General features: G+C 58.1%; 10 protein-coding genes and 1 tRNA gene. 10 read left to right on the forward strand and 1 reads right to left on the reverse strand.

From position 1 onward, the window contains the following. The 10 genes from OP495_RS07525 to OP495_RS07570 all read left to right on the forward strand — a co-directional run bounded on the left by OP495_RS07525 (position 1) and on the right by OP495_RS07570 (position 17,546). Entirely contained in the window at positions 1–1,626 is a 1,626-nt protein-coding gene (locus tag OP495_RS07525; protein ID WP_280568275.1) for a hypothetical protein, read from the forward strand. Positions 1,627–1,652: 26 nt separating this feature from the next. Beyond that, the gene (locus tag OP495_RS07530) at positions 1,653–2,843 is read left to right on the forward strand and encodes a hypothetical protein (RefSeq protein WP_280568277.1); all 1,191 of its coding nucleotides are present in this window, start codon (positions 1,653–1,655) and stop codon (positions 2,841–2,843) included. After that, entirely contained in the window at positions 2,840–3,187 is a 348-nt protein-coding gene (locus OP495_RS07535) for a hypothetical protein (RefSeq protein WP_280568281.1), read from the forward strand. Before OP495_RS07530 ends, OP495_RS07535 begins: the two co-directional genes overlap by 4 nt. Beyond that, positions 3,184–4,137 carry a hypothetical protein gene (locus tag OP495_RS07540; protein ID WP_280568284.1) on the forward strand — a complete coding sequence of 318 codons (954 nt, stop codon included), beginning with the start codon at positions 3,184–3,186 and terminating at the stop codon, positions 4,135–4,137. Before OP495_RS07535 ends, OP495_RS07540 begins: the two co-directional genes overlap by 4 nt. A 62-nt stretch (positions 4,138–4,199) precedes the next feature. Continuing rightward, complete coding sequence (locus OP495_RS07545; RefSeq protein WP_280568287.1) at positions 4,200–4,685, forward strand: hypothetical protein; 486 nt, start codon at positions 4,200–4,202, stop codon at positions 4,683–4,685. Beyond that, the gene (locus OP495_RS07550; RefSeq protein WP_280568289.1) at positions 4,682–5,350 is read left to right on the forward strand and encodes a hypothetical protein; all 669 of its coding nucleotides are present in this window, start codon (positions 4,682–4,684) and stop codon (positions 5,348–5,350) included. The genes OP495_RS07545 and OP495_RS07550 overlap by 4 nt, the downstream gene beginning before the upstream one ends. 9 nt (positions 5,351–5,359) lie before the next feature. After that, a complete protein-coding gene (locus OP495_RS07555) occupies positions 5,360–5,833 on the forward strand; it encodes a hypothetical protein (RefSeq protein ID WP_280568292.1) in 474 nt (157 codons plus the stop codon). Continuing rightward, entirely contained in the window at positions 5,830–6,069 is a 240-nt protein-coding gene (locus tag OP495_RS07560; protein ID WP_280568295.1) for a hypothetical protein, read from the forward strand. Before OP495_RS07555 ends, OP495_RS07560 begins: the two co-directional genes overlap by 4 nt. A 9-nt stretch (positions 6,070–6,078) precedes the next feature. Next, a complete protein-coding gene (locus tag OP495_RS07565; RefSeq protein WP_280568298.1) occupies positions 6,079–7,446 on the forward strand; it encodes a hypothetical protein in 1,368 nt (455 codons plus the stop codon). Between the two features lie 17 nt (positions 7,447–7,463). Next, positions 7,464–17,546, forward strand: coding sequence for an LPD38 domain-containing protein (locus OP495_RS07570; protein ID WP_280568300.1), 10,083 nt, complete (start codon positions 7,464–7,466; stop codon positions 17,544–17,546). A 610-nt stretch (positions 17,547–18,156) separates the two neighbouring features. Here the strand turns inward: OP495_RS07570 and OP495_RS07575 are convergent. Then, positions 18,157–18,247, reverse strand: a tRNA-Ser gene (locus OP495_RS07575). Positions 18,248–18,267: the final 20 nt, after the last annotated feature.

An 18,267-nucleotide genomic window follows, 5' to 3' on the forward strand; every position in this document is an offset into this window, starting at 1 on the left:
ATGAAAATCCAGCACAGCTCCTTCAAGGGCGAGCTGCCGATCATCAATGCTCGCTTGCTACCTGAGAATAACGCCCAAGTGGCGCGCAATCTCTATCTACGTCACGGCACCTTGAAGGCTGAGCAGGCGCCGTCATCAGTGGCAGGGCTTCCCAATGTGTCCAAGCCTTCGACGCTATACCGATACCCGAATGGCAATAATGGCGACGGCTTCTGGTTCGCATGGGGCAACAGCAAGCGAGTGAGCGTCGTAAAGTCGCCGCTGGCCAACGATAGCTGGCACCGCATTTACTGGACGGGCGACGGTGAGCCGAAGATGGCGGGCATCGATATAGCGACCAGTGGGACGCCGCCTTACCCGAACAGCAGCTATGTCTTAGGTGTTCCGTCGCCTAACGGTTCGCCAACCGTTGAGGAGCCTGAAGGTCGCGTACCGCTCGAGGACCAGCCTGACACGACGCTGGAAACCTCTTATGTAGTGACATTGATCTCAGGCTATGGCGAGGAAGGGCCACCCAGCGAGCCAAGCCCGGCTATTGCGCGTTGGGACATGGTCAGTGATGCCCCCAAGGGCGGCGACGTGACGGTCAGCCTTCCTGGCATTCCTAGCTCGGCCAGCAACATCGATATAAAGCGCCTGTATCGCGTGGAATCATCAGGCATCTATCAGTTTGTGGACGACTTGGAGCCAGGCGTAGGGCAGTACGTTGACAGCATTCAAAGCGATTCGCTGGGCCGCGCGCTTCCATCCACTGAGTGGGATATGCCTGACCCGCGCATGACTGGCCTTACGGCACTACCTAACGGCATTCTGGCCGGCTACTTCGAGAATACGCTGTGCTTCTCCGAGGCGTATCTCCCACATGCGTGGCCGGTCGGCTACCAACTCGCCTTCTCCGACGACATCGTGGCTATTGCCTCAACATCTGCTGGCCTGGTGGTGGTCACCGAAGGGCAGCCTAGCCTAGTGTCTGGCTCCAGCCCGGACGCCATGGCGCAGATCGAACTCGACGTGCCTCAGTCGTGCATTGCCTCTCGATCACTGGTGGATATGGGCGAGTATGCGCTCTACGCATCGCCGGACGGATTGATAGCTGCCGCTGGCCGCGACGCGCGCGTGGCCACACGCGAAGTGTTGAGCCGCGAGCAATGGCAGGCAATGAAGCCCGGCACAATCCACGCTTATCGCTACGATGGCCGGTACCTAGCCTTCTACGAGGGCGGCTGCTTCGCTTTCACGCCTGGCGAGGGCATCGAGTTCTATGATGTTCAAGCCGACGCCGGTTACTACGACAACCTGGATGATGCGCTTTATCTGATTCAGGGCGGCGCGATCACCGGGTGGGGGCGAGGCGGCTCTCTGACCTACCGCTGGCGGTCTGGCGTTCACGAGGTGCCGCCTGGCGCGGCAGGCTTTACGTGCGCCAAGGTGATCGCCCGTGACTATCCGGTTACGTTACGCCTTTTTGCCGACAGGTACGTTATTTTCGAGCATGAAGTAAGCGGACCTGGCATGTTCCGTCTGCCCGCCGGCTACACATTGAGCCGGGATTGGGAGATCGAAGTGGAGGGGCGTCGCGAAGTATATTCAGTACAGATCGCTACCAGTCCCGCGGAACTGGTCTGATCCCGAAGGCTCACCGTGAGGTGCCCATGACACAAAAACGACGTACGTTACCGCCAGTATCGCCCAAGATGCCGACCGAGATGCGGCCCCTAATCAGCGCCATGTCCGAAGTTATAGAGACCGGGGAAGGCGTGCGTGGCAATCCGCTCGACAAGAAGGTCACTCTGCGCGACTTGCTGGACAGCGGTATCGGTAAACTCAAAAACGGCGCTCGGGCCGGGATGCCCGGGAGTCTCGAATCAGGCGTCGAACCACCGGCGCCCAGCCTTTCCAGGCCACCAGTACCGGAAGGCTTCAGTGCCGAAGGCAGCTTTTATGGCATGATCACATTGACTTGGGATAGCCCGGTCGAGCTCTACGATAACCATGCCCACACCAATATCTACCGCAGCGAAGCCGACAACTTCGCCAATGCTCAGGTCGCTGGCCGTGACCCAGGCATGATCTACAGCGATGTCGTGCGCGATGATACTACTGACGCCGAAGACCCAAAGGCGGTCAAGGGGTACTACTACTGGATTACTTTTACATCGACTGCAGGCGTGGAAGGTCCGCCCAATAGCAGTAGCGGTACCTATGCCGAGCCGGTTGCCGATATCAGCTATGTGATGGATATTATCTCCGGGCGTGTCAATGAGGACGTGCTGACACCCGCCTTCAAGAATCGTCTTGATGGTTTTAGCGAGACCATCAGTAAGTTGGGCGATCGGTATACGTTATCTATAAATCAAAACGGAGATGTCGCCGGGTACACGTTATTCAACGACGGCTCCTTTAGCTCATTCTCAGTTCTTGCCGACAATTTCACGGTTGCCAACTCACGCGGCAATCGAGTGAATCCATTCATAGTCGAAGACAACATCAGTTATCTCGACACGGCGATGATTCGCGAAGGCTCGATTCAAGAGGGCAAGGTCGGCCCCATCACTGTGGGTAAGCTTTTTAAGCCTGACGGCACGCCAGTAACCACCGCAGCAGGATTATTTCGCGCCGACGCCATCGAAGCCGACAAGCTCAGGATCGGGTTTGGCCAGGTGACCGGCGACTTGAAATCGACGGCGCGTGGAAACAATGGTCGTCCGGCATGGCGACTGGATCGTGACGGTGAATTCGAGCTTAACTCGACCGGCGCCGGCGGGCGCATGGAGCAGCGCGGCGACCGCATCTCGGTCTATGACGAGAGCGGCCGCCTTCGGATAAGGATCGGCAGACTATGAGCTTCGGCATTCAGGTCAGAAAAGATGGCGACGTCACATTCGAGCTTTCCTCACGGCTGACCACACTGATTCTATCGCGAGTGGTGGGGCACAACAGCAGCGGCAGCGTGACGCTCGACATCCCGGGCACCATGGACTTCGCCGTCCAAGCGATACCTCTGGATGGCGATCAGTACATGCGCCACATACCGCACAAGCTGACCTATGATGCCAGCACCCAAACACTGAGCTGGATGCCAGCGATCAGCAGCGGGGCGGAGGTATCGAATCTAGAGGATTGGGCGTCGCCGCGACGCAGTCGCAGTCGCATCGTGGTGTTTGGCTATATGCCGGAGGTGTCATGAGCTGGGGTGTCGAGACACAAGGCTTCTTCGGTCGGCTGCCCATTGACCAGGATTTCGACAATCTGGTGTACCGCGACCAAGGGTCTCGCCAGGTAGGCACGGGCTACCATGTTATTCCGCTGGAAAGCCGGGGCGTGGAGTCGCTCATTATTGCGGCGCGACACCCCGGCCTTGACGTGGCGCTACTGAGCTACACAAACGACGCCAGTGGCACCACCGGCATCCGGATTTATGTGCGCGGCTCCGGAACATTCTACTGGCGAACGTATGAGAGCGCCTACCCTCTGCCTCTCCAGGGGTGGGGAATGGTGGTCTATAATGGCGACAAGCAGACCTTTCACTCGGATCATCACTACGCCGACGTGAAGAATTCGCGCTACTACATCGGTTCGTCGAAAATGCCGCTGAACGGCCAGTATTATCTTCTCAATTCGCCCGCGACACCGACTTTTGAATACGAGACATATCAGAACTCTTGGTACCAGGAAGATAGAAGCTACCAGCAGACCGGAACTCGCACAGTCCTCAAGACACGAAGAGAGTACCAATGCAATTACGAGTCCGTTTATGTTTATGGTGAAGGGTATCAGCGCCAGCAAGTGTGCGACTGGGTAACAATCCGGTATAACGAGGAAGAGCCTGTCTATGGATTTGTGACGGTCGGCTACTGGGTAAGCGCCGAAGCCACCGTTTACTGCACCAAGAATATTTCCATGGCCCACCACTCACACGATGACATGCTGAGCGAAACGTCATATCAAACTCACGATAGACAGGCTGCTTATGCATGGAGCATTAGATATTACGACCCGGTCTTCCCTTCCTATACGGGAAGCAACTGGGTATACGATGAGTTTCAACCTGCATACCAAGACTATCTGAAGTGGCTGGCAGCGCCGACCTATACCGGCATAACCGGGCACGACAACAAGCTGATCATGATGCGATAGATCAAAGAAACCCCGTTCTCTGATATGTTATACTAACGTAACTAGCTCACCGTGAGGTGCCTATGCCCCGCTCAAATGAAAGCACAGTCCTTCATCAAGTGCTGCCCAACTCTCCGGCAGCCGTGGCGTTTTGTGAAACGCTCTTTCGCACTACCCATGTCATTGACGATCTGATCGACAAGGATCGCCCTGTTAGCGACGAAGCTATTTTTCGCGCCTTCTGGGACTGCCTGTTCGAACTCCCGCTTAATCCGTTCTATCGACAGCACGAGCCATATTTACGCCCCATTATCGCAAATGGCTTTCAGGACTGGTGGGACAGCGTAAAGCTCGAGCGTGCCGGCGACCGGCATGGTCGTACCATAGCCTTCGTTTTGCGTGACAACCTGACAAGCGTTGTCGTGCAGTGTGCGTACCTGGTTGGCGGGTATGACTGGATGCAGCAAGTGGCTGAGCCCATCCGTCGGCATGCCCATGAAGACACGCTGGAGCAATATCTGGGAGGCCTCCAGGCAGAGAGTGAGCAGGAAGAGGAGGGGGACGGATGAGCTTTGGGGGTGGAGGTGACAACGAAGTCGAGGATACACCCGAGCAGCGCCAGCTAGCCGCCGTAGCAGCCGAGAAATGGAACTTCGCGCAAGAAGAGCTCGCTCCGCTCGAAGACGCGTACATGGAGTCGGTCGGCGAAATGACCGACGACGGCAAGATGAGCTATATACGCGGACGCACCATGCAGGCGCAACAGCAGTCGGGCAGTAAGCTCGCCGACCAAGCGGAGCAAGAACTGCAGCAGGGCGGCATCGACCCCTCCAGCGGGCGCTATCAGGGCGCCATGACGGGGTTATCGCTCGACACCGCTGAGTCCGGCGGCGAAACGCTTGGCCGCGCCCAGTTCGAGCAGGAAAGCCAGCAGGTTCAGGGGCTGCAAAATATCGTAGCCATCGGTCAAGGGCAGTCCGGCCAGGCCCAGGCAGGGCTGGCTGGTCTCGCCGATCAATCGGCCGCCGATGCACGGCAATCGTCTACCAACCAGTTTAATCGGCGTTCGGCAAATCTCCAGCTCTTGGGTCAGGTGGCAGGTGCCGGTACCGCGTACGGACTCGACAGCGGAGGCGGAGGTAGCGGTCAAGGTCTTGACCTCTACGACCAGGCGGACGCGCAAGGCGGTGCATCCGGCGGTTTGTATGGCAACGCTAGCACCGGCGGACTCTAGGGAGGCTGCATGTACCAAAGTCTTTTCTCCGGTCTGAATATTCCCGAGAGCCAGACCGCCGGCTTGAACGTCGATCCCGGGCAGGCATTCCGGGGTGATCAAGGCGCGTCTGAACTTCAGGGGCAGCTTAGCCGCGCTCAATGGAATGACTGGAAGGCGCGATTCTCACCCTATATCGGCACCTTGTCTGATATCGCTCAGGACGAGGGCGCGCCTGCCACGGCAGCCGTCAACGCCAGCGGCGCCATGGGCCAGGCCTTTGATGCCAACCAGCAGGCGCTTGAGCAGGATCGCGAAGGTCTGGGCATCCAGCAGACCGGCGCCCAGGCAGACGCAAGTGAGCGCCGCACTGCTATTAAGCGACAGGCATCGCAAGTGAGCGCCGGCAATCAGGCCCGCATTTCTGCGCAGGACCGCCAGAGCAGCATCCTCGCTGGCGGCATGGGGCTCTCCAATATTCCAGGTCAGGAGCTGAAACAATGAGCTATGGTCTGATCGGCATGAAACGCCAGATGGAAGGCGAAGCCATGCAGGGCCTGGGCGACCTCGCTGGCCAGCAGCGTCGGGCAGAGCGGCAAGAAGACCAGATGGAACAAGCTGAGCAACAGCAAACAATGAGTGCTGTGGGCACGGGCGCTGGCGTTGGCATGGCGGCTGGCGGTCCAGCTGGCGCTGCAGTTGGGGCAGGCGTCGGGCTATTAGCCAGCGAGATATTCTAGGAGAGCATCATGGCGGGACTTGACACACGCGGCCTGGCAAGCGGCTTCTCTCAAGGCTTCGGGCTGATGAGTCAGCATCAGCAGCAAGAAAAGCAAAACGAGCGCGCCAATGAGCGTATGGACATGAAGCAAGAGCGCATGGACATGCGCCGCGAACGCTTTGCCATGCAAAAAGAGCAAGCCGAAGCCGAGAAAAAGAAAGCTCAGCGTGAAAGCGACATGGAAGGCCTCCAGTTCACCCTAGGCAAGATCTCCAACGGTATGGAGGTCAGTGACAGCGAAATCGATCTGTTACGCAAGTACCCGAAGTACTGGGCGGCTCTTGACCCCGACACTGATGCTTCTATCGAGCAGGCTCAAAACGCCATTGATCCCGAAAGCCCGGTGGATGCCAATGACCCTGAAAGCCTGGCGGCTCTCAATCAGATGTTTGGTGCCGAGATCAATAAGGGAGAGGGTGGCCACAAGCGCGTTACAGGCATGGTGCCTGCACCTGACGGTGAGAGCGTGATGCTTGAGCTGGAAGTAGATGGCGAGGATGGCAAACGCTACAACGCGCCTATGACCGAAGGGCGCAGTAAAAGCGAAGACGACGATTTGGTTAAATCAGTTCCCGTGGAGAGCCTTGTTCGGCAGACGCAAGGGATGCGCGTCCTGCGAAACTCTTTCCAAACCCCCGAGGCTCAGCAGCAGGCTGGCAAGGTGCTCGGGCTTTTGCGAGGCGAAGATGACAAAGAGAACTGGGTGACTGAGGACCACCCCAAGCTGGGAATGGTCCAGCGGAACACAGAGACCGGCGAGGTGAAGCCGGTGGCCCCCGGAGCTGGCAGCCCCTACGAGGATACGGATAGTACTGGCGACGATGGCAACCATGACCCGACCGCTGACATGACCGAAGCCCAATGGCTGGTGGATCAGGGCATTGCTGCTGACACGGACGAGGCCTACAACATGGTTCGGTCGAGCTCTGGTAAAGATTCCTACGATCGTTCTCAAGATCGCATTGAGGCCTTGAAAGATCGAGCCGAGCAACTTGAACAGATCGTTACAGGCAAGGGAGAGACTGTTTCTACGAGCGAGGAAGTAGATGCGGCTCGAGAAGAGCTAAAAAGCTTGCGTCAACGAATTCGTCAAGAGGAAAACCAGACCTACGGCATCCGAATGCCCAGCGATAATGAGCCAGCTTCGTCGCAGACCGAGCCAAAGCAGGATGCCGAGGAACAAAGCTCTTCCTCCAATCCTAGCCAGCGTGAGCGAGGCGTCCGGCCTGGCCCAGAAAGCCAGCCAGAGCAGAAATCGCCGTCCGAAAGCGGAAGTGACAAGGAAGCGAAAAGTGGACAGCCCAGCGCTGACGACATCTTGAACAAGTACCTGTAGAGCCAAAGGAGCCGCGTGTGAACGCCGCCAACCAGAGCAACAGCGCCCCGAAATGGTCCGATGTTGCTTCCGATGAGGACTTTCAGGCTGCTGACTGGGAAACTAGGCAAAAGGTGCGCGCCGAGTTCTACCGCCGCACCATCGAGCCCAATACGCCTGCCGATCTGCGCGATGAAGTGCAGAGCAAGTTCTTTACCCAGACCGAAAGCGACGTCTTTGGCGAGCGCAGTAAAAGCGTTGATGACGCCTCTCGCAGTGCAAGCTATACCGGCGGCCTGCCAGATCAGCGCGCGCTTGAAGAGCAGGAAGCACAGGAAGGCTCGCCCGGCCTCCAGGATGCGCCCGATGAATCGCCAGGCCTGACCAGTAACGCGCTTCGCAATGCGGGCGAGCGCGGCCTTGATTTGGCGGGCAATGCCATGCAGTTCGTCGGCAACATGGCCGAGATGGGCGAAAAGCTAATCGCCGACAATCTGGGCGGACTTAATCCGGGGGTGATTGGCGGCGAGTCCGACGCGATGCGTCAGCGTGGCTATGACCCTGACGTAGAGCTCGGCGGTTACGGCCTGGACTTCACTTCTCAAGCCAATCCTGAAGACACCAATACTGGCCTGACTGCCGGCGGACAGGCGGTCGAAGACACCAAGCTCGGCTATGAGCCGAACTACACCATCGACCGCGCGCTTGATGACCCTAGCGCAGAAACACTGGCCGGCGCCGCTGCCGAGCAGGGCCCTGCTGCTTTGGCTGACATGGCAGGAATGGTGATCAATCTCCCTTCCTACTTGGCGTCTCGCACCCAGGAGATCGGCGAATCTCGCGTCAAAAACAACCCAGACAAAGCGATGCGCGAGACTAGCCCCGGACTGCGCGAGGCGGGGGAAAAGAGCTCCGATGACGGCACGTCTAATCCTGACAAGCTGAAAGGCGAAGCCAATTCGCTTGGCATGCCGTCATGGGACGAGTACGCCGTGGCTGGCCCCACCGCTGCGGCATCTGTACTACTTGACCGCTTTGCCCTTGGGCGACTACTGCCTGGCGGAAAAGGGGCTGTCAGCAGGGCTAGTCAGATTCCTGGGGCCGTGGGGCGTGCCGGCGCTACCGAGGCAACGACCGAGGCTGTCCAGGAAGGCGGAATCGAGTACGCAGGCGAGTCGGTCGGTACCGAAAAAGGCTGGGATCCTGAAACGGCGGGCCGTCGCGCGGCTGGTGGCGCCATCGTGGGTGGCCCGACAGGCGGCGCCGTACGAGCAGGGGCATCTGCAGTCGAGGTGGCAAGCGCGCGCGGAAAGACCGGAGGGGATGCCGAAACACCTGCGAGCGATCCTGAGACACCGCCTCAACCCTCGGGCTCACCTGAAGCACGGCAGGCCAACACCGAAGCTGTAAGCGCAGCGGCTGACCTTATTCGCCACCCCCGCTCTGAGCTGTCATCTTCCGAACGCGAGGCGCGTGATTCTATTACGGATGGGGATGCGTTCAAGGCGCTGCGGGCAACTGCCGAAGAGCAAGGAGATACCGAAGCCGTCTCTGAGCTGGACGCCATCAACGAAGATGTGTCTTCAGAGCTGGAAGAGGAAACCTTATCTCGAAGCCGTGGCGAAGGCGGGCCTACTGATGCCATGCGTCAGAACCTGGATCAAACAGCTAAACGCTTTTCCTCCGTTATGGAGCGCCTTAACGGTCAGGATCAGGTCGAACCAGAAGATCAGGACACGCCCTCAATGGGTCTCAATATGCCAGGAGGCGAAAAGAGCGCGACTGGCAGCGATCCAGGTACGCCCAGTCAGTCTGCCGGCTTCCAGATGTCTAAAGACGCCGGGTCCGACCAAAAGTCTGCATCCGTTCCGACGATGATGACTGAGCAGATGCGGCAACAGCTGCGAGACCTCGGTCACAGTGACAAGGAAATTCGCAAGTTTCGCCCACAGGAGGCGTGGGACCGTATTCAGGAAGGCCGCTCCACCAGCGAAAAAGTGGAGAATGCTGCCAAGCGTACTGATACCGAGCCAACGCCTGCCCAGGCGGAGGCAGGCAACTACCGGAAAGGCCGGGTCCAGCTCGAGGGCATGGACATTGCGATTGAGAACCCCAAGGATTCAACCCGTCGCGGCACTGACGAAAAGGGTCGAGACTGGGAAAGCCAGATGGCGCACCACTACGGCGACATCAAGGGCACCGTTGGAGCGGATGGCGATAATCTTGATGTCTTCGTCGGGGAGCGTCCAGAAAACGGAAAAGCCTTTGTCGTTGACCAGGTGAACGAAGATGGCGGGTTTGACGAGCATAAGGTGATGCTCGGATTCGATAGCAAAGAAGAGGCCCGGCAAGGCTATCTGGCAAACTACGAAGAAGGCTGGCAGGGTCTTGGCGAAATCTCTGAGGTCGGTACAGAAGATCTCAAGAACTGGATGCGCGACGGCGACACCCAGTCGCCATTTGGCACAAGGACAAGCTCTCGAGAAGAAACCCAGGAAGCGGCCACCGTTAAAGGTGACGGCAAAACCAGCAATCGCCAAGCGCCGACCAGTCGAGTGTCCGTCGATCAGATCGAGACTGATCCCGCCGAGTACCAGTTCCGCACGGACGTGAATGACGAAGGCGTGGACTCGCGCCTGGAAGGTGTCGAGCGATGGGATGATATGCGTGCGGGGAGCCTGATGCTGCACGAGCGCGAGGATGGTCGCCTGTTTGCGGCGGACGGCCACCACCGGCTCGACCTAGCGCGTCGCACTGGGCAGCAAGAAGTGAGCGCCCAAATCTTGCGTGAGCAGGACGGGTATAGCGTTGCGGATGCACGTCGCGAAGCAGCGGAAACCAACATTGCGGACGGTAATGCCACGGCATCGGATGCGGCGAAAGTCTTCCGCAACAGCGAAGGCAATACCGACGACATCATCACGGAACGCAACCTTCCGCGCCGCTCCCAGGTGGTGCGCGATGGGCGCGACCTGGCGAAACTGAGCGATGAAGCCTTCGGTGCTGTGCTTAACGATGTGGTCGCGGAGAAAGACGGCGCGGCGATAGGCCGATCCTTCGATGACCCTGACCAGCAACTGGCCGCCGTTGATGCCTTCAAGAACGTTAAGCCGCAAAACGATAACCAGCGTCAGCTCCTGGCCAATGAGGTCCGGCAGGCCGGTTTCGCCGACTCTCAGGGCGAGCAGGCTGGCCTGTTCGGCGATGATCCGGCAGAGTCGCTGATTGGCGAGCGCGTCAAAGTAATGGATAAACTACGCCAAGACCTGGCGCGTGACCGCCGCCTTTTCGCTACCCTGAACAGCAACGCCGACAAGGCGCAGCAGGCGGGCAACCGCATCGCGACTGACCAAAACGAGGCATTTCAGGATGCCTCGGCGCAAGCCCTCGATGTGCTCGAGCGTGCCACTACCACGCCTGAGATCAATCAGCAGATCAACGACGCAGCGCGGCGCGTCAATGACGGTGAGTCAGTCGCCAAAGCTGCGCGTGAACTGAAGGAGACACTGCTCAATGGCAACTCGGCAACAGATGAACGACAGCAATCACCAGCACCTGACAGCGAATCGGATGCGACAGCAGGGTTATACGAACGACCAGATCAACAAGCACTTGGAGCAGACGACACACGAGCAGAGAGTACAGGCCAACCACGCCTGGACGGAGGAGAAGGAGAGCCTGCAGAACCAGGGCTACTCGGGGGAACAGATCTTTCAGCATCTGTACGCGAAGGCGAACAACGGCAAGAAGCCGCCGAAACCGGGCGAGGCCGCTCCGAAGCCGTAAACCTCAAGGCTGACGGCAAGCCCTTCCAGACCCGCCGCGCCGTCCAGCTCTCCAAGCGTTTCCGCGACACCCCGGGCGCCGTGGCCGTCGAGGTCGATGGCGGATGGGGCTGGATGGTGCAGGATGCTGCCCAGGCTGACCCCGCGGCTGCGAACGCTACCGCACAACGCACTGAAGAAACTGCAGCTGATCGGCAGGCCGAGACCCCAGCGCGAAGTCAAAGAATTACCGATCGCAACCCGCAGCTGGCCGAGCAGATCCGCGAGGAGATCGAGGTCTTTACTGGCGAGGATGCGACCGACCGACAGGTCAACATCGAGGCGCGCAATGCAGAACGTGGTCGCCCCGCGGAGTGGATGCAGGATGAGACCGCTGATGCGATTCTGGCCGACGCCGGAATCGGCCAATATGGTGTGGCCAATCAAGACGCAAGCATCGCCACGGATGATGCGCCCGCATCAACTGCTCTCAATCTGGCCGATCCCCAGACAGGCCGGCCGCTGGATGGCATTGGCTATCGGGTAGATGGCATCGATCCGGGCACTCTCTACGCTGGCGCCCAGGTTCCTGTAATGGGGTCGGGCACCTATGTTGCAGTGGAGCCGAGTGATGCTCGCGACTTTGCTGGCAATGAGTCGGTCGAGGTGCGCGAGGTTCCGGTGCGACTGGAAAACCCGCTGGTAATCCGCAGCGACAACGAGTGGCGCGCCCTGGCCAGGGAGGCGGGGTGGGAGACCCCGAATCCCTCAATGCGCAGCACAGAGCAGACCCAACAGATGGTCAGCGACCTCCAGTCGCTAGTCCGTGAGCGAGGCCATGACGGCATCGCTGTGCTATGGAATGACAACACCATCTACGATATGGATGAGGCCACCGGGCAGCTGATCAAGCTGCTGCGCAACGTCTTCTCAAAGCCTCAGGTGGTGCAGTTCGACCCCGCCGAAGCACTCTCCCTCGAGTCCTACACCGAGCAGGACGTGGCCGCCCGGGAGCGTGAGCAGCAGCAAGCAGAGCAGACCGAAATCGACCGTCGTCGTCAGGAAGAGCAGCGAGCTGACGCTGACCGCGAAGCTGATGACTTCGCCCTCTCTGGAAGCGATCGCGCTGCCGATCAAGCGAACGCGCGTGGGCAAAACAGCTTGTTCTCATTCGCTGGCGAGAGCTCGCAAAACGCAGACCGCCACGCACTTTCAAACGCTCAGGCGCGCCTTGAAAAGGGCGAGGACGCCGAGACAGTGCGTCAAGAAACTGGCTGGTTTAAAGGTGCCGATGACCAGTGGCGCTTCGAGATTGACGACAGCGATGCGCGATATCTTCCTTATTCGGACGGGAAAGTAGGCCAGCTCTGGACTGAGTCTTTGGATAGAGTGCTCGATCACCCCAAGCTGTTCGACGCCTATCCAGGGTTACGCGACATTGATGTCATGTCTGCCAAGGGCATGAAGCAGAACGGTACTTACAACCATCAGCGCCGCGAAATCATGCTGAATGCCGATCGTGGCGCGATGGAGCAGTTCAGCACTCTGATGCACGAGATCCAGCACGGCATCCAAAGCATCGAAGGTTTTGCCAGAGGCGGGAAGTCTGCACGGTTTCAGATGTCACCCTTCCGTCAGCATGAAATCGAGCAGCAAATCGAGCGCTTATCTCAAGAGTCTGCCGATAGAGCCGTACAGATGCGTGCTCAAGTGGACGCGGGCGAGATGACTAGAGATGAACTCGTTACTGAAGTCCGTCGCTTTGCCGATGAGTCGGGGTTGAACGATCTCCGCCGCCGCTTGAAGGATGACGAGCAAGGCGCCATCCAGCAGTATCTTCGACTAGCCGGCGAGGTCGAAGCCCGTAATGTCCAGTCACGCCAAGGCATGAATGAGGCGGAGCGACGCGACACGCCGCCGACCGAGACGCAGGACGTAGCCAACAGCGATGTAACCGTGGTCTTCAACGGCGAGGAGGCCAGTAGCGCGCCACCTCCGGCCAATGCCGATACCCAAGCGAGTGAGCCGCCCCAGTCGCCGCGTGCCGAAGCCATCCGCAACCGTCTTGATCAACTCAAGTCAACGCACCCTGAGCTTTCCAGCGTCGAGGTGGTGCAATCGACCAGAGAGCTGCCGGAAGACGTTCTAAAAGGCATGTTTATTCAGGGCGTCCGTCCGATGGATGTAGAGGGGGTTTTTAACCCTGAAACGGAGCGCCCGATGGTTGTGGCCGACAACCTCATTGATGAGTCGGACGCCATACGCGTGAGCGTACACGAGACTGTGGGGCACCACGGCATTCGCGGGACGCTTGGGGAAGAATTTGAGCCGGTGCTGGAGCAAGTCTTCCAGAGCTACACCAAGTCCGAAGACGGTCGGCACAACATTGCCGAGATAAAAGCATCGTATCCGCATATTGCGACCAAAGCGCATACGCGGGAAGGTCGCCTCGAGCTGGCCGAAGAGCTGATTGCACACACTATCGAAAGCGACGCGCGCCCCAAGCTGCGCGAGCGCGTCATGTCAGCGATACGCCAGCAGTTGCGTAAGCTGTTCCCGAGTATCGAGTGGCGGACCTCCGACATTCTGGCTCTGGGCGACCAGGCTCGCCGCTGGCTGCGTCGGCAGCAGGCGGAGCAACAGAGAAGAGACCAGCAAAGTGATGGGGAGCAGGGAGGAGGGCAGCTATTCAGCTTATCCCCAGGATCAACGAGAACTATTGAACTATTCCATTCCGGTGGCAATATCACCGAAATAAACAATCGAGGAAATTTTGGTAGCTTCCTGTTCTTCAGTTCTGATCGCGGCGTCCACGGTGGAGAAAAAAATTACCGTGTTGAGATCGACCCTAAAGATATTATCAGCTCGAAGTCGCTCTTCTATGATGAGAGCGCAGAGCAGCTCGAGCCGCTTGTTCAGCGCGTCCAGGAGATGGCAAATGTCGATGAAGACGCTGCCATTGAGCTGATTGAGCAGAATACAGATCCTCACGAGCTTGATCACATCGAGCCGGAGGACGCTTCCGATCTAAGCTTTGACATTCAAAGCATCACGGCAGAGGCTGCCAGAACACTGGGCTACAAAGGTGTTTCGCTGCCCGATGAGCACGGCACAAGCTATATGATCGATATGGCTGGGCACGAAGCGGATATGGAGCTACTGGATGGTCAGCTCTACAGCTTTGCCGAGCAACAGAACAAGCTTTCAGCTCAAGACCTTGCTGCCCAGCTCCGTGAGGAGTACCCAGGCCTCACACTGGACTTGATGGGGCGTGGCCAGCGGGTGACGGTGTCTCGAATTGTGGCGCCTGAGCGTGAGCAAGGCACCGGCTCTGCTGTCATGCGCCGTCTGAATGACTGGGCTGATGCCTCTGGCCGTACCTTGGCTCTGACGCCTTCAAGCGATTTCGGCGGTAACACCAAGCGTCTGCGCGAGTTCTATCAGCGCTTTGGCTTCGTGGAGAACAAGGGGCGTCACAAGGACTATGAGATCAGTGAGTCCATGTATCGCGAGCCTGATCGTGGTGTCGGCGAGCTGCGCTTCAGTATCGCAAAACCGTCTGGCACAGCGGGTGGCAAGTTCAGCAGTACTGACAGCACAGGCTTTTCCATGCCGGATGAAGGGCTGAGGAACGCCACGCTGCGCAAGATGGCCGACAAGATGCGGCCGCTTAAGATTCTCGAAGACGCCATTCGAAAAACCGGTCAGGACATCGAGGAAGAGGCCGACGCCTACCTGGCTGAAGAGCTGTTTCATGGCAAAGTAGAGTATGATCTGCGCCAGTTGCGTGAACAGCACGTTGAGCCGCTGTCCGACGGTCTAGCCAAGGCCAAGATCAGCCAGGCCGAGCTGGACGACTACCTCTACGCGCGGCACGCGCCAGAGCGGAACGCCACCATCGCCGAGCGCAACCCGGATGATCCCGATATGCAAGACGGCGGCTCAGGCATGACCAACGCTGAGGCCGCCGAGATCATCGATCGCGTGACTGAGTCTGGCCAACAAGCGGAATACGACCGCTTGGCCGGCATCGTCGGTGATATGACCCGGCTTCGCCTCGATGCCATTCGCGAAGGCGGTCTCGAAGATGACGCCGTTGTCGATGAGTGGGAGTCTCACTGGCAGAACTATATACCCCTCAAGGGCTGGGCCGAAGATGCCGATGTTCCGCCTGGCGAAGACGGAGCAGGAAGGCCTCGAACAGGCAAAGGATTTGAGATCAATGGCCGTGAATCCCGCATTACGGGAGGCCGGAAGACGCGCGCCGCCTCGCCTTCATCTCAGGTCATCGTGGACGCCAACGAGTCACTAATCCGTCGCCGAAAGAACGAGGTGGCCAAGTCACTGCTTTCCATGGTAACGGATCACCCGAACCGCGATCTGTGGGAGGTTTTCACTGATGATAACCCGGATACCCAGCGGACACCGACACGGGTGACAGATCCTGAGACGGGAGAAAAGCGCATTGAAGTTCAAGATCGAGCCGTCAACATGGCCGGCGATCACCGCTACTTCAAAGCGAAGCGAGCCGGACGCACCTACTACATGAAGATCCACGATGAGCGTCTGATGAATGCCATGCGCAACCTTGGCCCGGAGAGTATTGGACGGTTTGTGCAAACGGCAAGCACTATCACTCGATCCATGTCGTCGCTCATGACCAGCTATAACCCTGAGTTTATGCTGACCAACTTTTCTCGTGACGTGCAGACCGCGCTTCTCAACCTGACAGCCGAGCAAACCCGTGATGACGGCAAGATCAAGGGTGAGAAAGTCGTTAGCCAGACAGCTCGAGACATTAAGCCAGCCATGTCCGCCGCATGGCGTGGACTTAATGGAAAAGACGGCAAGAATGCTAGGCAGCGTGAGTGGAATCAGTGGTTCGAGGAGTTTCAAGAGGATGGCGCCAAGACAGGTTATTTCGACATGAAAGATCTTGATGGCCAGGCCAAGGAAATCCAGTCGATGATCCGTCAGGCGGATGGCACTACGCTGTCTCATATGCTCAAAGCGCGAAAGAAGACGACCGACTTCGTGGAGAATATGAACGGGGCTGTTGAAAACGCGGTGCGCCTGTCCGCCTACGCCAATTCGCGTCGTGCTGGAGTATCGCGTAAGCAAGCGGCCAGCCTGGCAAAGAACATGACGGTCAACTTCAACCGTCGGGGAGAGGTCGGCACGACGCTCAATGCGGCCTACATGTTCGCCAATGCCTCCATTCAGGGCACCATGAACTTTGGTCGGACCATGGTGACACTCAAGGATACGCCTGACGGAAAGAGCCCGAAGAATGTCTGGTCACGCATGAACCTGGCGCAAAAGATTGCGATGGGTATGGCGACCGGCTCTTTCATGCTGGGAATGCTGAACCGCTGGCTATCTGAGGAAGATGATGATGGGGAGCTTTACTATGACAAGGTGCCGGACTATGTGAAGGAAAGAAACCTGATGCTGATGACCGGGTCTTTCGGAGGTGAAGAGGGCGACTACACTTCGATCCCGATGCCTTATGGGTACAGCATCTTCTCGACGCTTGGCACACACGCCGAGGCCGTGGTGGCTGGGCAGGAGTCTGCGATAGGTGCGGCCAAGAATCTGGCGCTCGCAATTGCTGGCAGTTTCTCCCCCATTGGCTTCGAGGATTCCGACTCGATTCCCAATATGTTCCTGAAAAATATAACGCCCACCATTGCGCGCCCGGCGGCTCATATCGGGGTCAATGAAGACTTCGCTGGCCGCCCTGTGTACAAGGAGAACTTTGACTTTGGCACACCGGAGCCGATGAGTTCGCTTAGTTTTGGCAGCACGCCCGAGGCTTACAAAGACTTTGCCAATTTCCTCAATGACGTGTCGGGCGGCTCTGAGCACGTTACCGGCAACGTGGATGTCTCTCCGGACGTGATGCAGCATTTAGTAAATTACTACGGGGGCGGCGCATGGGGATTCGTAGAAAAATCAGCCGACTTTGCCAAACGTACTGCAATGGGTGAGGAGGTGGAGCGCTACCGTACGCCATTCGCTGGTCGCTTTATGGGTAGTGTTAGCGAGCACGGTGACATGCAGCGCTTCTATGAACGCCGTAATGAGCTGGGACAGATCCAGAACCAGATGGAATCGCTGAAAGCACGCGAAAAGATCGACTACCGTCGAGATAACCAGCAGAAGCTCCGCCTCTTCAACCGGGCCACGACCATCGAGAAGCAGTTACGCGAGGATCGAGATCGGCGGGATCGCGTTGAGGCGTCAGACCGGCTGAGTGACGAGGCCAAAAGGAACCGCCTGGAAATGATCGAAAAGCAGATGAGCCGACGGGTGGACAGGTTCAACCGGATGTATAACGAGATGGAAGACGAGTAGGGCTTCTGTCATCTATCTGGGCCTGGGGCCGCTGTGCGCCCCAGGGTCCAGTAGATCCATTCGCGTCTCCCACTCTTCTCTCAGTTGGCGCTGCTTGTATTCTGGAAGCATGTTGAATATGCGGTTGTTGAACTGCTGCATTCGCTCGACGTCATCTCGCGCACCCATGTAGCAAGAGCCTAAAAGCGTGCAGGCTGAAAAAAGCAGGAGGATGATGCCGTCTTTGGTACCTGAGTTCTTCATAGATTCCTCGATCATACCGGTATTAACGAGAAGCCAGGGATGGCCACCCAACTGATGAAGAGCCACATGCCGATGCCGCCCTCGATCTGTGTCATGGCGATGCCGCCAAGAGCGAGGGCGCAAAGGGCCAGTCCGATGATGCCGAATATAGGCATAGTGCGAGGCTAGCGCTCGAGACAGGTCATTGCGAGGGCCTAACGCTGATTTTTCAGCCTATATATCAAACTTTCGTCGAAAAACACGCGTTTATGCACCGGGCCGGGGTTTCCTCTATAACGGGTGCCGTTATAGACGTTATAGAAATCGGGATTTTTCGGGGGTGCAAAGAAAAAGGGAACCAGCTAAGTAGCTGATTCCCTTGATGCAATGGCGGAGGGACAGGGATTCGAACCCTGGGAAGGCTACAAACCTTCGCCGGTTTTCAAGACCGGTGCATTCAACCGCTCTGCCATCCCTCCGGCTCACGGCGTTGTATATT

The organism is Chromohalobacter sp. 296-RDG (assembly GCF_029889885.1).
In the GTDB taxonomy this organism is placed as follows: domain Bacteria; phylum Pseudomonadota; class Gammaproteobacteria; order Pseudomonadales; family Halomonadaceae; genus Chromohalobacter.

Coding starts and splice junctions, on each gene's coding strand:
- OP495_RS07525 (WP_280568275.1), top strand. CDS start 1: ATGAAAATCCAGCACAGCTCCTTCAAGGGCGAGCTGCCGATCATCAAT.
- OP495_RS07530 (WP_280568277.1), top strand. CDS start 1,653: ATGACACAAAAACGACGTACGTTACCGCCAGTATCGCCCAAGATGCCG.
- OP495_RS07535 (WP_280568281.1), top strand. CDS start 2,840: ATGAGCTTCGGCATTCAGGTCAGAAAAGATGGCGACGTCACATTCGAG.
- OP495_RS07540 (WP_280568284.1), top strand. CDS start 3,184: ATGAGCTGGGGTGTCGAGACACAAGGCTTCTTCGGTCGGCTGCCCATT.
- OP495_RS07545 (WP_280568287.1), top strand. CDS start 4,200: ATGCCCCGCTCAAATGAAAGCACAGTCCTTCATCAAGTGCTGCCCAAC.
- OP495_RS07550 (WP_280568289.1), top strand. CDS start 4,682: ATGAGCTTTGGGGGTGGAGGTGACAACGAAGTCGAGGATACACCCGAG.
- OP495_RS07555 (WP_280568292.1), top strand. CDS start 5,360: ATGTACCAAAGTCTTTTCTCCGGTCTGAATATTCCCGAGAGCCAGACC.
- OP495_RS07560 (WP_280568295.1), top strand. CDS start 5,830: ATGAGCTATGGTCTGATCGGCATGAAACGCCAGATGGAAGGCGAAGCC.
- OP495_RS07565 (WP_280568298.1), top strand. CDS start 6,079: ATGGCGGGACTTGACACACGCGGCCTGGCAAGCGGCTTCTCTCAAGGC.